At 43.8% G+C, this 13,933-nt stretch carries 19 protein-coding genes; 16 read left to right on the top strand and 3 right to left on the bottom strand.

Annotated features, from left to right (window positions below; genetic code table 11):
* Positions 1 to 78: 78 nt before the first annotated feature.
* From VZ94_RS01480 to ppnP, 6 genes are all read left to right on the top strand, one after another.
* The gene (locus VZ94_RS01480; protein WP_052700097.1) at positions 79 to 960 is read left to right on the top strand and encodes a LysR family transcriptional regulator; all 882 of its coding nucleotides are present in this window, start codon (positions 79 to 81) and stop codon (positions 958 to 960) included.
* Between the two features lie 159 nt (positions 961 to 1,119).
* The gene (locus VZ94_RS01485; RefSeq protein WP_239649538.1) at positions 1,120 to 1,656 is read left to right on the top strand and encodes an FMN-binding negative transcriptional regulator; all 537 of its coding nucleotides are present in this window, start codon (positions 1,120 to 1,122) and stop codon (positions 1,654 to 1,656) included.
* A gap of 76 nt (positions 1,657 to 1,732) precedes the next feature.
* Positions 1,733 to 2,242, top strand: coding sequence for an HAD family hydrolase (locus tag VZ94_RS01490; RefSeq protein WP_239649539.1), 510 nt, complete (start codon positions 1,733 to 1,735; stop codon positions 2,240 to 2,242).
* A complete protein-coding gene (locus VZ94_RS27635) occupies positions 2,226 to 2,507 on the top strand; it encodes an HAD-IA family hydrolase (RefSeq protein ID WP_239649540.1) in 282 nt (93 codons plus the stop codon). The genes VZ94_RS01490 and VZ94_RS27635 overlap by 17 nt, the downstream gene beginning before the upstream one ends.
* 32 nt (positions 2,508 to 2,539) lie before the next feature.
* Entirely contained in the window at positions 2,540 to 3,142 is a 603-nt protein-coding gene (locus tag VZ94_RS01495) for a glutathione S-transferase family protein (protein WP_045777878.1), read from the top strand.
* Between the two features lie 149 nt (positions 3,143 to 3,291).
* Positions 3,292 to 3,606, top strand: a complete 315-nt coding sequence (gene ppnP / locus VZ94_RS01500; RefSeq protein WP_045777879.1) for a pyrimidine/purine nucleoside phosphorylase — start codon at positions 3,292 to 3,294, stop codon at positions 3,604 to 3,606.
* Between the two features lie 39 nt (positions 3,607 to 3,645).
* Here the strand turns inward: ppnP and VZ94_RS01505 are convergent, their stop codons facing one another.
* Complete coding sequence (locus VZ94_RS01505; RefSeq protein ID WP_082081286.1) at positions 3,646 to 4,560, bottom strand: Aq_1264-related membrane protein; 915 nt, start codon at positions 4,558 to 4,560, stop codon at positions 3,646 to 3,648.
* Between the two features lie 141 nt (positions 4,561 to 4,701).
* Positions 4,702 to 5,661 (bottom strand): PDC sensor domain-containing protein, encoded by a 960-nt coding sequence (locus VZ94_RS01510; protein ID WP_045777880.1) that lies wholly within the window; start codon positions 5,659 to 5,661, stop codon positions 4,702 to 4,704.
* A 365-nt stretch (positions 5,662 to 6,026) separates the two neighbouring features.
* Here VZ94_RS01510 and VZ94_RS30060 point away from each other — a divergent pair, with 365 nt between their 5' ends.
* The 10 genes from VZ94_RS30060 to VZ94_RS01555 all read left to right on the top strand — a co-directional run bounded on the left by VZ94_RS30060 (position 6,027) and on the right by VZ94_RS01555 (position 13,109).
* Complete coding sequence (locus tag VZ94_RS30060; protein ID WP_275575102.1) at positions 6,027 to 6,623, top strand: phage portal protein; 597 nt, start codon at positions 6,027 to 6,029, stop codon at positions 6,621 to 6,623.
* Complete coding sequence (locus VZ94_RS30065; protein ID WP_052700099.1) at positions 6,578 to 7,063, top strand: phage portal protein; 486 nt, start codon at positions 6,578 to 6,580, stop codon at positions 7,061 to 7,063. The genes VZ94_RS30060 and VZ94_RS30065 overlap by 46 nt, the downstream gene beginning before the upstream one ends.
* A 233-nt stretch (positions 7,064 to 7,296) precedes the next feature.
* Positions 7,297 to 7,458, top strand: coding sequence for a hypothetical protein (locus VZ94_RS25715; protein WP_157844826.1), 162 nt, complete (start codon positions 7,297 to 7,299; stop codon positions 7,456 to 7,458).
* 152 nt (positions 7,459 to 7,610) lie between these two features.
* Entirely contained in the window at positions 7,611 to 7,991 is a 381-nt protein-coding gene (locus VZ94_RS01525; RefSeq protein ID WP_131655442.1) for a hypothetical protein, read from the top strand.
* A 200-nt stretch (positions 7,992 to 8,191) separates the two neighbouring features.
* Positions 8,192 to 8,440 carry an excalibur calcium-binding domain-containing protein gene (locus tag VZ94_RS30070; RefSeq protein WP_275575103.1) on the top strand — a complete coding sequence of 83 codons (249 nt, stop codon included), beginning with the start codon at positions 8,192 to 8,194 and terminating at the stop codon, positions 8,438 to 8,440.
* Positions 8,441 to 8,825: 385 nt separating this feature from the next.
* Positions 8,826 to 9,800, top strand: a complete 975-nt coding sequence (locus VZ94_RS21980) for a Rha family transcriptional regulator (RefSeq protein ID WP_157844827.1) — start codon at positions 8,826 to 8,828, stop codon at positions 9,798 to 9,800.
* A 331-nt stretch (positions 9,801 to 10,131) separates the two neighbouring features.
* Positions 10,132 to 11,175 carry an ImmA/IrrE family metallo-endopeptidase gene (locus tag VZ94_RS01540; protein WP_045777884.1) on the top strand — a complete coding sequence of 348 codons (1,044 nt, stop codon included), beginning with the start codon at positions 10,132 to 10,134 and terminating at the stop codon, positions 11,173 to 11,175.
* A gap of 8 nt (positions 11,176 to 11,183) precedes the next feature.
* On the top strand, positions 11,184 to 11,717 hold the full coding sequence (locus tag VZ94_RS01545) for a hypothetical protein (RefSeq protein ID WP_045777885.1): 534 nt from the start codon (positions 11,184 to 11,186) through the stop codon (positions 11,715 to 11,717).
* A gap of 179 nt (positions 11,718 to 11,896) precedes the next feature.
* Positions 11,897 to 12,655, top strand: a complete 759-nt coding sequence (locus VZ94_RS01550) for a hypothetical protein (RefSeq protein WP_045777886.1) — start codon at positions 11,897 to 11,899, stop codon at positions 12,653 to 12,655.
* Positions 12,656 to 12,704: 49 nt separating this feature from the next.
* Positions 12,705 to 13,109 (top strand): hypothetical protein, encoded by a 405-nt coding sequence (locus VZ94_RS01555; protein WP_045777887.1) that lies wholly within the window; start codon positions 12,705 to 12,707, stop codon positions 13,107 to 13,109.
* 681 nt (positions 13,110 to 13,790) lie between these two features.
* Here the strand turns inward: VZ94_RS01555 and VZ94_RS24100 are convergent.
* Positions 13,791 to 13,933 (bottom strand): transposase domain-containing protein (locus tag VZ94_RS24100; protein WP_131655444.1); only part of this gene is annotated, 143 nt, incomplete at its 5' end.

A 13,933-nucleotide genomic window follows, 5' to 3' on the forward strand; every position in this document is an offset into this window, starting at 1 on the left:
GACGATGGCAAATGGCTCGTTTGGCTAATTGTGCATAAGCTCTAGTTTCTCACGCTTTCATGAGAAAATTTCATCATTATGGAGTTGATTCATTTTCGTATCTTGTTAGCGCTTAAACAGTATGGCAGCTTAAATGCAGCCGCCGAGACGCTGCATTTAACGCAATCGGCGTTATCGCATCAAATGAAAAATCTGGAACAGCGTTTAGGTATCGTATTGTGGCGTAAACAAGGACGTCATTTAGTATTGACCCAAGCCGGACAATATCTGTCTGATGTAGCTGAATCCGTGATTGCCACGGTAACGTCTGCCGAACAACACCTAAGCCTGCTGGCGGCGGGCAAAACCGGTAAACTGACGCTTGGTATTGATTGTCATGCTTGTTATGAATGGTTTCGCACGATTCTTAAGCCTTATCTGCAAGCCTGGCCGGATTTAGCGATAGAAGTCACCTCGCGTTACCGTTTCAATTCCTTTGACGCCATTCGGCAGTACAAATTAGACGCCGTATTAACGTCTGATCCTGTGTTTAACGGCGTGCTGCATTACCAGCCGTTGTTTAATTTTGATTTGGTATTAATCGTTGCTAAGCAACATAGACTGGCTGGGGCTGAATTCGTTGACCCGATTGACTTACAACAAGAAACGATTCTGACTTATCCGGTCGAACGCGAACGTTTGGATATGTTCAGAAAAGTTCTAGGTCCGGCAGGCATTGAGCCGCTCGCACATATTACCGTAGAGGAAACCGATATTATGTTGCTGCTGGCGGCTAGTGGGCGTGGTGTATGTCTTTTGCCAGAATGGTTGCTAGCCGATAAAGCCAAAAATCCCGATGTAGCCAGCTTGCGCTTTAACAATCTACCGCTAAGCAAAACCATGTATCTCGCTACTCGGCACGAAGATGTGCAGCTTGACTATATGCAGTGGTTAATCAGACATGCCCAAGTCAAAATGTAATCAAGGTATAATCAAGCCCTTGAACGTTAACCTGTCCAGAGACACAGCCAACCATGTACCTACCTGAACAATTTCAAGAGCCCAGCATCGAGGTCATGCACGAGCTAATGCGGGCATATCCTCTCGCTACCGTAGTCACTTTGGCCACCGATGGTCTTAATGCCAATCATATCCCGCTGCACTTGTCTGTGGATTCAACACCATTTGGCATTTTTGCGCGGTCACGTTGCCCGTGCCAATCCAATATGGCAGGATTTTGCCGAGGATGTTGGCGTGTTGGTTATCTTCAGCGGCCCGAATGCTTACATTTCTCCATCCTGGTACGCGACAAAGACAGAAACAGGTAAAGTCGTTCCAACCTGGAATTATAAAGTGGTGCACGCTTATGGTTCGCTAAAAGTCATCGACGATGCGGCTTGGTTGCGTTCTAACCTTGAGGCGCTGACCAGCCAAAGCGAGGCTTCATTTACTGAGCAATGGCAGGTATCCGATGCGCCTCATGCGTTTACCGAAAAACTAATAGAATCTATTGTTGGCATTGAAATCGTTATTACTAAACTGGTCGGTAAAGCGAAAGTCAGCCAAAACCAGTCGCCGAAAAATCGGGCGAGTGTTATCCAGGGGCTTACTGACACTGGGCATAGCGACGGGCTATTAATCGCAGCGGCTGTTGAATCGTATGGTAAACCGTCGTAGCGTCGTTGTTACTACTTACCGTATTGTAAAGTCTAATTTTTAAAACCATCATCAACACTTAACTATGAATGAGGTCATGATGTTATTTAATCGACGAACGTTTGTAAATTGGCTAGCAACTGGTGTTGCCAGTCTGAGTTTAGCGTCAATTCCGTTGGCGCATGGTGATACGCAGCCAAAGATTAAAGCTATTGCTTTTGATGCGTTTGCTATTTTGGATCCGCGCCCAGTTTTTGTGCTCGCTGAGCAACTGTTCCCCGGAAAAGGTACTGAGCTAAGCAATGCCTGGCGTACTAGACAATTTGAATATCAATGGCTACGCGTCTTATCAGGACAGTATGCAGACTTCTGGCAAGCGACTGAAGACAGTTTGGTGTATGCGGCTGAATTACTCAAGCTTGAACTAACCCCAGATAAGCGCCAACAACTAATGCATGCGTATCTTGAGCTTAAAGCCTGGCCCGATGCGCCTTTGGTATTAACGTCTTTAAAAAACCAAGGTATTCGTTTAGCGTTTCTGTCTAATGCAACGCCAACAATATTAGAGGCTGGAATCAAAAAATTCCGCTATGACGGATGTTTTTGACCATGTGTTGAGTACTTCTGAAATTAAAACCTATAAACCCGACCCACGCGCCTATCAACTGGCGGTAGATGCCTTTGGACTTAAAAAAGAAGACATACTTTTTGTTGCGTTTGCCGGTTGGGATGCTGCGGGTGCTAAGGCGTTTGGCTATACCACATTTTGGGTAAACCGATTAAAGCTTCCCCACGAACAACTCGGCGCGGTTCTCGATGCGGTCGGCAACGATTTAAACGATTTGCTTAGCTTCATACAAACACAACGTTAACGATAACCCTAAATCTCAAGGAAAACTGGAGTATGTACCAACTATACGATTTTTTACCATCGGGTAACTGCTACAAAATTCGATTATTGCTCAATCAATTAGGTATTGAGTATGAACGCGTCAATATTGATATTCTCAATAAGGAGTCTCGCACCCCGGAATTCCTTAAAATTAATCCTAATGGCCGAACTCCCGTTTTATATCATGATGGCAAGTATCTAGCTGAATCTAATGCTATTTTATGGTATTTAGCGTCAAATACGCGCTTTTTGCCTGTTGATCATTTTGAACAAGCACTCGTGTTGCAGTGGATGTTCTTCGAGCAATATAGTCACGAACCTAATATCGCAACCTCACGCTATTGGGTTTCAATACTTAAAGCTGAAAATGATTATAAAGAACAGCTTATTGCTAAAATGAAAGCAGGTTATGCCGCTCTCGATGTTATGGAACAACATTTAGCGAGCAATGATTTTTTTGTTGCCAATCAATACAGCATCGCTGATATAGCGTTGTATGCTTACACCCATGTGGCGGACGAGGGTAATTTTGACTTATCGGGCTATAGCAAAATCAAACAATGGTTTAAACGAGTTGAGAACCAAGAAAATTACATCGACATTAAAAAGTGCTAATACCTAAAATCACCCAAGAAGGCTCTCTAAGTTGACCGGAATCTACTCATAACGCCTTCTTGGTTAAATCACAGTCAACGCCGTTCGCGGTTTCATTAAAAACCTGATAATTCTGCTATCATGCGCTTCCATTTTTTTAGGTTGTTACCATGTCAGAATTTGCCAATATTACGATTGTTAAAAAAGCGAATGTTTATTTTGATGGCGGCGTGTCTAGCCGTACCCTACGTTTTCCAGATGGCTCTGTGAAAACGCTTGGCTTTATGTTACCGGGCGAATATACGTTTTCAACGCAAGATCCGGAATTGATGGAAATAATTGACGGCGAGCTAGAAGTATTGCTACCAGAGTCAGAGCAATGGCTTAAAGTACAAGGTGGTGAATCGTTTAACGTCGCAGGCAATGCGAAGTTCACGATGAAAGTGATTAAACCCAGTGATTATTGCTGTTCGTTTTTGAAATAAAACCAAGGCTTAGCCGCGAATGCGGCTAAGCCTCGTCGGTTATGACTTTTTGTTTTTATCTAATAATGCTTTTAACTTAGGCCATAATTGATGTAGACAGACATCATAAGCACAAGCAAAACCTTTTTTTGCTAACTCAATGCCGGTGATTAAAAGCGGTTTAAGTTGCTTAAACAATGACGCGTTTGGATTGTCACGCAACGCTAAGTATTTTGTACCTAAGCCGGTTTCAAACACGGGTTTATACAACCACATTTCTAAAATCGATGTCGCCCACATAAAAATAAACGACACGCCCATGCCCATACCCGCAAAAATGACTAGCCAAGCGAACATGGGGTGAATTTTAGTTAACCACCATGACAAAATGTCGGCGATTAAGAATGCATAAGGCATACCAATCGCTATGCATTTATATTCGGTCGTCGTCGTTTCGGCAAAACTAAAAATCAAGCCAACAAACATAAAGATAAAACTAATCCCGAATAAATGAATATGCGAAACACGGGTCAGTGAGCTAAATGTCGCGCCCTCGTCTTCAGAGGTTAAAGCTTTTAATTTAGCAAAATCCTGAAAGTTTGGAATCGATGCCGATTCGTTATGACACATGACGCAACGCTCTTCGATGATTTTTTTAATGCCATCCTTTTCATAATCATCTTCATCAGCTCCTTTTCTAACCCACTCGATGATGTCAAAGCGTTCTTCCGCTGAGGCATTAGCTTTCATCGCACCATTTAACTGGTTTTCGAGTACCGTACCAGAACGGTTACCATAATAACTATACACAATATCATCTATCGATAAACCGAATTGCCCATCCGCCATGCCGTGGGTAAACAAGATTTGCAATAATGCAAAAAAGTAGCCAATGCCAACCGTGCATAAATAACCGGTAAATAGCACTTTAATCGGCGTGTCGTGGTCTTTTAAAGGAGTAAATTTTGTTGCCATAACCGTGTCCTGAATAAGCTAAAGTGTGTCAGGAGCCCTATGCTCCAATTAGTAAGTCTTTATTTACATGATAAAGTTTTAACCTGAAACCTGTACCCATAAAGTATAACCATTACAAATGACAGCTTATGTGTCATAAATTTAGTGCATCGTCGTTTTTTTCAATAATTGAGCCTCCGCTTTGCTACCTAAATAAACGTATACGCCAAGAGCTATTAGAAGTAAAGCCGTTGCAATAATAATCCATACCGCTTGTAAAATATGCTCGCTTTCGCCGTTCAGCGCGAACTTAAAAATCATCAGCAACGCTTCAATAGACACTGCGATAATAATGACCGATATAAAGCGCGTAATAGTGCGCCGAGTCGAACTATGCCTGAGAATATCTTTATACAACAACACTTCTTCCTCTAGTGTTGTTTTGCCCAAATCAAAAATAGCTAACGCAAGTGTTAAATAAATGACTACGCCAAACGGCGTTTCAGTCGTCGTATTAGGCTTAACCATCGTGACAAATATCTTAAAACATTCGCTACCGCCAATGCATAACAGCGTTAAGGCGACAATAAACAAACCAAGCACAATCGATGAATACATGACCTTAAAATAAGGCTCAAAATAGAGTCGGCGGCTGTCGCCCGCTAAAAAAGCTAACGCAGCGCCTAAATCAATATCGAGCACAATGACGCCTTTAACGCTGCCATCGGCCTGGGTGATTTTTATACTTGTTGATAAACACAATTCTTGTCTGACACTCGACAAGTATGGCTCGGTTACGACAACGTGGTCTGTTGCCATCGCGAGTGCATAATAAGGTCGGTTACTTCTATCGACGCCAAAGCCAATTTTGGCCGGACTTTTGAAGTACTTGCTAGGTACGTTACGGCTGATTTGTTTTCCATTTGCATCGAGTAGATATAATAGGCTAACAAATGGGTAATAAGAGCAAAGCGAGTTGAGCTTTTCCGTCAACTCGTCTTGGTTTTGCTCAAACATTTTTATGTCAGCAAAGCAGGTTAATATCGATGACAATAGCGTAAATAATGCACGCTTATGGTCTTCGTATTGTTCGATAACATTAAAATGACTCATTTTGGACATAATTAGCGGCTTATATAGTGAAATGCTCTAATTATAAGCAATAAATAAGCCAATGTTGATTCACGCGATACCTGCAGCACCTGAAACAGATTTTTCCACGTTAAAATCAAAATTTGTTAGTTGGAATTGAGGGCGAGGTGGCAACCTGATATACTCTGAACGTTCAAATTTTCGGTTTTTTTGAGTAGGGTACGCTGTGCGTACCATTAAAAAAATCGTAATAAAATCAATAAAAAGGTACGCGTAGCGTACCCTACAGCGAGCTGTAAAAACCGAAAACTTAACCGTTTAAAGTATAATAGCTGTCTATTTGAATTGGGCAAGGAGCCAACCGAGACGGCGACGAACACATAGTCGTACAACTCATCGAAGCCGACCGCATTAGCAACCCGGACAAACAACCCGACAGCGAAAAACTATTGGCCGGAGTCGAAATCGACGCCAACGGCGCGCCGAAGACCTATCACGTCTGCAACCAAAACCCCAACAACATCAACAGCAAAAACCGCAAATGGACGGCTATACCAGCCTTTGGCGCCAAAACCGGACGGCGTAACTTCTTTTTACTCTTCGAACATTTACGCCCCGGCCAACTGCGCGGAATCCCCCTGTTAGCGCCGGTGATAGAACCGTTAATACAGCTTAGCCGCTACACCGAAGCCGAACTACAAGCCGCCGTCGTCGACGGCGCGTTTGCAATCTTCATGAAAATGAGCCCAGACGCCTTCCAAGGCTTGTTTGAAGACGCCGACCGCGCCGACTACATCAAGCGCGTCAACCTATGGGACGGCAAATACCCGGAAGCGACCTTAGACGGCCCCGGCAAAGTCGTCAACCTTTTGCCCGGCGAAGAACCGATAGAATCCAACCCAGGCCGCCCCAACCAGCGAATTCGAACCCTTCGTCGCAAGCCATCATGCGTCAAATCGGTACCGAACTCGGCTTACCGTTTGAAGTGCTAATCAAACACTACACCAGCTCGTATTCCGCCGCCCGCGCCGCGCTATTAGACGCCTGGCGCATGTTCAGCGTGCGCCGGGAACTGGTCGCCTGCTATTTCGCCCAACCGATTTACGAAGAATGGCTAGCCGACCAAATCGCAAACGGTCACATTATCGCGCGCGGCTTTTTTGAAGACAAAATGCTACGCCGCGCCTGGAGCCAAGCCAACTGGATAGGCGACGGCCCCGGCAGCATCAACCCCTCCGTCGAAGCCGATGCCGCACAAAAACGCATCGACATGGGCATCAGCACCATCGCCGCCGAATCAATTTTATACGACGGCATCGACTGGTGGACCAAGCACAAACAACGCACGAATGAAAAAAGCCAGCGCTTAAAAGCGGGGTTAGAGGTGCCGGGAACAGAGGTCAATGGCGAGGTGGGGCAAGCGAATGCGTAACATAAATTGGGCACTGATGAAAAAAATAACACTAAGGCTTGCCGTATATTACGCAAAGTTGCATGATATGCAGAAACTATATATTAACTAGTTATGCCTTACATCCGGCGCCGTCTCACCAGCGCCGACTTTTTTGCCATCACCGCCAAAACCGGCATCGTTTGCAGGACAAAGGGCGGAGAATAAGAGACCACAAATGACAACTGTAACGCTCGAAATTCCAGAAATCCCCCATGGCCATGGCCTTTCTTTCAAGAAGGGGGGTGGCTGATGGTTTGCTCGACTGCCGCAACCATGAAGCTACCCTGCACGAAACTCACTCGGCGAGCTACCAGCGTGGCCTTGAGGTTGGCGCTGAACTGAAGCGTGAAATTGCCAAGCTCGTTAAGGCATAACCCTGCGGTCCACCGGACGCTGCGCGATAACGCGGTAAGGCGGATTCTCCGATAGGCAATCCGCCATTTCGGGGCGCACCGATGGCGGTTTGCTGTCGCGAAACCGCCCTACGCACTACTTGTTAGACCATAACTAATATTGATCATAAATTATGAATGATTTAGAAAAAACTTTAGCCTGCGTAAGAGTCTTAGAAATGGTGCTCATAAAAAAACTCGCACTCGACGAAATCAAGACTCTAATCAAACAAAGCCTTGGATTAGGCTGGTCTTGGGTCGCTGCTGCACAATTCCTAACTGGTCGCGTAGCTCTCAATTCATTCAACTCGCTCCCTGATGATTACGAGCTTGATGGGCTTAATAAACTTACAATTGCTACATTAATTTCTGTTGCTCATGATTTCTGTGCGAATGCGTCAAGCAGTGGTTCTATCAGTAATGGACTTATGGTTGCCAATTTTTCAAAAGATAGTCCTTTAACCGATATAGAGAAAATCCAATGTATCTTCAACTCGAAAGAGAAACTACATTGATTGGCCTAACAAAGGCCATAAGATGCGCTGATAGCCAAGTAGGATGCATTCCATGCACCACACCCAAGTTATTTGGTGCATGAAATGCACTTGGCTTAAAATTGCATGATATACAGAACCATATAATTACTTGTTAGAAACATGAATACAAATTGGTAAGCCCCTTGAAGAAGCTAATAATTTACGCACTGCTCGCATTTGTGGGCTGGAACTACTACCAAAAGAACATCGCTTCAACGCAGGTAGAAATTCAGACAGAACCCCAAGCGTTTCAGGAGCCTGCAATTGCAATCACGCAGCCAACCGAAAGTTTTTCGTGTGATGGTCGGCAACATTGCAGCCAAATGCGCTCAAGAGCAGAAGCCGAATATTTTCTTAGGAGTTGCCCTAACACCAAAATGGATGGTGACCATGACGGAATACCTTGTGAAAACGACTCCAGGTTTTAAGGCCATAAGATGCGCTGATAGGATGTGCCGAACGAAGGGAGGCGCATCGTTCGCGTGTTTCCTCGATAGATGCGCCTCGTGCCTCGGCACATCCTATTCGGCACTTGCCGTTCCCGGCGGATATAAGGGCGTTTTGAGTAAAACGTCATTGCGGAAATAGTCGGTGGTGCGGATTTCGTCAATCATGGTTTTATTGTTTCCGAACGAATACAACAGTCAAGCGTTGACAACACCACGGCGCGGGACTATGCTTAGCGCATTGCCCCTCATTGGGCAGCCGGGTTTAGCAGCTCGTGTAGTTCTGGCGCAAAAGCTATGCGCCAATTGGTGCGTGGCTTTTTTTATGCCCTTCGCTTTTTCAATCATTTTCCTGATGCCGGGAAAAATGCTCTCGATTATGGTGGGTGGCGTTTGGGAGGCCGAAAGGCCTGCCGGTTCCAGAACCCGGTCTGCTAACCCGAACGTCATCCATCGCCCGTTGTTTAGCAGCACGGTCGATGGTTTAAAAAACCATGTTCTGGAGTTTATCATGATTAACCACGCCCAAGTTGCGCCCGTCGCGCAAACTGATACCGAAATTTCCGGCCATATCATCATCACTGACGGCCAACCGACTACCACCACCCAAGACATTGCCGACGTGTACGGCAAGCGCCATGATGACGTACTACGCATTGTGCGTAAGCGCATGATTGAAGCGGGTGAATGGGGTGTCCGCAATTTTGCGGAGACCCCCTACATCAATTCGCAGAACGGCCAAACCTATCCGGTCATCCGTATGACCAAGAAAGGCTTTCATTTTGTTGTCGGTAAATTCACCGGCGCAAAAGTTGTGCAACACCAAATCGCCTTTGCTGATGAGTTTGAGCGCATGGAAGCCGAACTGAAAGCAGTACCCAACACGCCGGAACCGGACTTTAACGTCAGCGTGCAGAACGGCGTAACACTGACGCTGAGACCGTTAGCCAAAGGCGAGCTGATTAAACGCTGGCTGGTAACGCTACATGGCAACAACATGGTGCAAGCCTGGGCGGTTGGCTCGCCGAACGCCAACGCATCAGCCAAGCCCGAACGCCGCTATCACTACCCAAGACGCTTACCGCAACCAGCGCCGTTTAGCAGCGAAAACCAACCGACCGGATTTAACCTAGCGTTGCAAGGCCATAACCAACATTTTGTTTCCCCTCTGTTTGCGCTACTCAACGAACTGCGCGCAGACGGCCATGACATCAGCGCGCCTTGGGACGAAGCCGTCGCCATGCGCGAAGCGCTACAACGTATGAATCACGTCTGTCAGGAAATGATAGACTTAGCGATGAAAGTACAGCAGGGCATGGCTGTTAACGGCAGAGGCGTATAGATAGCATCAGTGTCGGGCGCAAACAGTACGCGCCCGATCAAAGGCGCTTGCCTTAAACAAGCTTGGTGAAAATATTGCACACAAGATGTAGCCATCATTTATGAATTAAAATGCTATATATAGTGGTCGTATTTAAAAATATAAAATCCTAATATTTATAATTAGTTATAAATTTAATTGTATTAACAAATCATTTATAATTTAAAGCTACTGCTTTATTTTAATATTAGCAGGTGAACACTAGTGACAAATAGTTAAACCGCAATACAGCTATCGCCTATTACGCCCTGGGCCGATTCCCATCAAATGATCTGTTTTTATATTGGCAAAAATGAATATCAGGAGCGAACTGTCTGCCAGACTTAATAATGAGATTAAGCGTAAATGCACTACTCCACAAAGAATTTCCAGTAAAGCCAAACTACCTCAAGAAGTAATTGAAGGCTACTTAACGGCCGAACGGGAAATACAATTTGATGAGCTTAGACCCATATGCGAATCGCTTAAAATTGGTTTAATGTGGCTATTGTCGCCAAATTACAAACCCTCGCACTTAACATTCAGGGCATTGGCAGACCAAGACTTGACTAAGGTAAGCCGTATTGAAAATACATTTTTGATTATTGGCGATGTTCTACCTCAAATAAAAAAATTTACAGTCCCCAAGCTCAACACTTCGGAAAAAGACCCCGCCATGCTCCAAGCGGAGACTAATAAAGCGAGTTCTGATTTACGCCAAGCATACCCAACCGTAGAATCCTTATACGAAGCAGCAGGATTGCCCATTTTGCCAGTGAGTGCAGGCAATAATGGCTTTGATGCTTTTATTATGGATTCTGGTAAATCTTCAGTTGTATGCGTTAACAAGGATAAACCATCACCGAGGATTCATTTCTCACTATTGCATGAAATGGCTCATTTTTTGTGGCATAGAGGGCAAGATGTTCCTGTCGATGTCTCCATTGAAGGTTACTTTAACAATAACCTTATCGCCGACAATCAAATTCCAGAGTACGTTGCCAATAAATTTGCCCAGCAATTCATTTTTTCATTGAATGAAATCAAGGACATCGCGTCCAAGTGGAAAAACTTTAATGCTGGTGAGTTAATCGCAGAGCGCAGAACTACTGTTGATGTTTTAGCTTTTGCTATTCATGATTATTTGCTTTTTACTGCCAAGCCTGCGCAATTTGTGCAAATAAGAGATGCCCTTAAAGCCAATATTAGCACTAGTTATAGGCAGGATGGAACGTTATTGGATTTTATCGAAAAACGTGGAAATAATTTAAAAAGCATGCTCTTGCATAATAAAGAAGAATTCTCTAATAGTGTGTGGTCTGAAGTTAACAATGCTTGGGAGTTAGGCGTTGACTAGGCTGGTTATTGATACAAATTTTTTTAGGCAATTTGCACAAAATTAATGAAGATTGTAGTTTAATTGATTTGCTGTGCGATGTTTATAGTAGCGAAGGCTTTGCCGACCACTATCAGCTAAAGAAAATGGTTTATTGCACTTGCCTTCCGAATAAGTTGCAAGATCACAATATAACGGATGAACAAGTGGCATTATTTACAATGAGTTATAAGGGTGGAGTTAATCTTAATCATATAGCCCGTGATCCAGTAGACTTGAAACTTATCGTATTTGTAAAAAACAACGACGCATCAGTTTTTTTGACATGTGAAGCAAAGCTGCTCCAGCTCAGCAAAGAATTAGGGCTTAGCCATTGGTGTTTTAAAGCAGCTATTCACCAGCTCAGTGAAAACGTAGGGGGTGTTTTTGATGAAAGTGAATACAAAACAGAGCAAATGTTCGATATAAATGGCACAGATTCATTTTTTCATTATTCAAAAAACACTCGATGCGCACAGTGTCATGATAATTGCCCAACACATAAATTACCGCCAAGTCGATAACGCGATTTCGCCGATAGGCACACCGATCGGGAAGCTCTAGCTTTCAGAGTTTTCGAAGCAATGGCTTCTCGAAATTGAACTCCCAAGCCGAGCTTGCGAGCAAGCGCATCCTGTACTCACAGAAGGAATGAGATGCATAACCTAAATGAACTAGTGGTATATATAATTTGAGGTTAGATATGAAAAAAATAATTGTCGCCAAATTCGCCCTGGCGTTGGTTTTGTCTTTGGGTTTTATTGGATGTACCACTGTGAGAATAAATGCTCATAATAGAACAGATCAAGATCTTAATGTTGTTGTTTATAAAGCAGGTGAAGAAGACAAGCCACCAATACAAACAACCAAGGTTAATAAAAATTCAGAGGTTCTTGATATTGATGCGGGTTCATATTTTTGGGGGACAAATATATACGCCGTTCTCGCATTGCCTGGCGGAGGTTTTCAAGACCAGCAAAATAGTGTGGTTCGATTAAGCCCTGACCCAACTGTTCTAAACTTAAGTGCAGATCCAAAAAATTGGCCTTCGCCTCTAGCTCTTACCAATCCAGACACGATTCTTACAAGATTATATGACGCTAATGGTCAACCATCACCTGACCCTGATGCTCTAAACTTTGTAAAACAATGGTTGGGAGGAATTTATGAAGCAACAAATGACAATAAATACCTTGTGAAGTTTTACGCTAAAGACGTTAGAGAAGCATTAGGATTATCTGAGCCAGATTGTAAGTTTTTTGGGAATGCCAATGGGTACGTTAAAAAAGAAATTATCACAGATTCGACAACAAAAGGGGATGTAAAAGCGAAACTCCCGCAAGCAATTCAATCTGAGTTTTCAGCAAGCTTGAGTTCTAATCAAACATACAAGTACGATCTTTTTTTTTCAAAACGTCAAAAGCGTACTTGCCCCTATTTCTCCAGCTATTCTTTTAGATAACCTTGACAGAACAGAGAAAGGGAAAATAATATCTGACCGAGTTAAACAAATGATAGCTTCTAATAAAAAAATAGTGCTACTGAGTTCTGCGACATTAGTGCAACCAAAAAGCGAAGAATGTGCAGGGAATGGTATTATCAGCGTACAATCCTACAAAGCTAAATCAGTAGGTTTTGCTACAAGTTTAAAGGCAGCAGACTACGCAACTATTGATGCAGGTTTTAAATGGGAAAGCGCTGATAGCAAGAAATTCGATGCTGTTGGAGTTGTTCTTGATACAACATATGTACCAATAGAAGTGTTTTCGCCTAAGCTTCCCAATCTAGCAACGGACGAAGTTGCTACAAAATTGCAAGAAGGCACGATTAAACCAGCTAATACAGAATTAAAACCTGCCGATACTCCGATAAAAGTGGAAGGTGGAGCTATTATTCAGTCAGGGTCACCTCATTAAAATATTAAAATAAAGCAGTTAGTTATATAGTGTTCATCCGAAAACCTCTGCAAGCCTTATGCTACAAGGGTTTCAGCCGATTGCATCGTGACAAAGATTTTTGCAATTTTATTTAGGAATTAGAGAACTCCATTAGAAATTAGTATCCTACATCCACACGAGTTAGGGTGGCATATTGAACATGGTAAGTTTTAAAAAACTTCGATTGTAGAAATTGTCTGTAAGCCGCGTTGAATATGGCTTTCAGAGATTGTCTTGCAAGCACTATATAGTTTCGTTTTATCGATTTAATGCTAGTAATTTTCTGCCGATTGTAACACGGTAAAGCAGATTCGCCGATAGGCAACCCGCCATTTCAGGGCACACCGATGGCGGTTTGCTAGCGCAAAACCACCCTACACGCTCTAAGCAAGAGCTTCTCGAAATAAAGCTCCCAAGCCGAGCTTGGGAGCAAGCCCATCTAACAAACCACCGCGCAAAAAGTCTCATTTCCCTATGAAAATGAGACAACAAACCCAGTACGCTTAAGCCTGTTTTAATCAACCTTAAGCGCCATGCCCACACCCGCCAAACACCCGCGCATTCTCGCCGCGATGCAAGCGTCCGAATGGGCGATTACACCCGAAGCGATGCAAACGATTATCGCCGTGGCGTAACCGTTCAATCTAGCCACGTTGTTTTCTAAAAGACATTCTGATCCTTAACTGTCTCGGAATTTGCCGTTGCAAAAGGCAGCAACTCATCGATACGGCTGTTGGGCCAAGTCGGTAATTTTTCCAAAGTATCCTTGAGCCATTCGGTAGGGTTTAAGCCATTGAGTTTAK

The sequence above is a fragment of the Methylocucumis oryzae genome, from assembly GCF_000963695.1.
Lineage (GTDB): Bacteria > Pseudomonadota > Gammaproteobacteria > Methylococcales > Methylomonadaceae > Methylovulum > Methylovulum oryzae.

What these genes read in the sequence shown, in the direction of transcription:
- VZ94_RS01555 (WP_045777887.1), top strand. Translation starts at nt 12,705, where the DNA reads ATGATAGCTTCTAATAAAAAAATAGTGCTACTGAGTTCTGCGACATTA.
- VZ94_RS01490 (WP_239649539.1), top strand. Translation starts at nt 1,733, where the DNA reads ATGATGTTATTTAATCGACGAACGTTTGTAAATTGGCTAGCAACTGGT.
- VZ94_RS01505 (WP_082081286.1), bottom strand. Translation starts at nt 4,560, where the DNA reads ATGGCAACAAAATTTACTCCTTTAAAAGACCACGACACGCCGATTAAA.
- VZ94_RS01540 (WP_045777884.1), top strand. Translation starts at nt 10,132, where the DNA reads ATGAATATCAGGAGCGAACTGTCTGCCAGACTTAATAATGAGATTAAG.
- VZ94_RS01550 (WP_045777886.1), top strand. Translation starts at nt 11,897, where the DNA reads ATGAAAAAAATAATTGTCGCCAAATTCGCCCTGGCGTTGGTTTTGTCT.
- VZ94_RS01495 (WP_045777878.1), top strand. Translation starts at nt 2,540, where the DNA reads ATGTACCAACTATACGATTTTTTACCATCGGGTAACTGCTACAAAATT.
- VZ94_RS30065 (WP_052700099.1), top strand. Translation starts at nt 6,578, where the DNA reads ATGCGTCAAATCGGTACCGAACTCGGCTTACCGTTTGAAGTGCTAATC.
- VZ94_RS21980 (WP_157844827.1), top strand. Translation starts at nt 8,826, where the DNA reads ATGCTCTCGATTATGGTGGGTGGCGTTTGGGAGGCCGAAAGGCCTGCC.
- ppnP (WP_045777879.1), top strand. Translation starts at nt 3,292, where the DNA reads ATGTCAGAATTTGCCAATATTACGATTGTTAAAAAAGCGAATGTTTAT.
- VZ94_RS25715 (WP_157844826.1), top strand. Translation starts at nt 7,297, where the DNA reads ATGGCCATGGCCTTTCTTTCAAGAAGGGGGGTGGCTGATGGTTTGCTC.
- VZ94_RS01525 (WP_131655442.1), top strand. Translation starts at nt 7,611, where the DNA reads ATGAATGATTTAGAAAAAACTTTAGCCTGCGTAAGAGTCTTAGAAATG.
- VZ94_RS27635 (WP_239649540.1), top strand. Translation starts at nt 2,226, where the DNA reads ATGACGGATGTTTTTGACCATGTGTTGAGTACTTCTGAAATTAAAACC.
- VZ94_RS01510 (WP_045777880.1), bottom strand. Translation starts at nt 5,661, where the DNA reads ATGTCCAAAATGAGTCATTTTAATGTTATCGAACAATACGAAGACCAT.
- VZ94_RS01485 (WP_239649538.1), top strand. Translation starts at nt 1,120, where the DNA reads ATGCCAATCATATCCCGCTGCACTTGTCTGTGGATTCAACACCATTTG.
- VZ94_RS01480 (WP_052700097.1), top strand. Translation starts at nt 79, where the DNA reads ATGGAGTTGATTCATTTTCGTATCTTGTTAGCGCTTAAACAGTATGGC.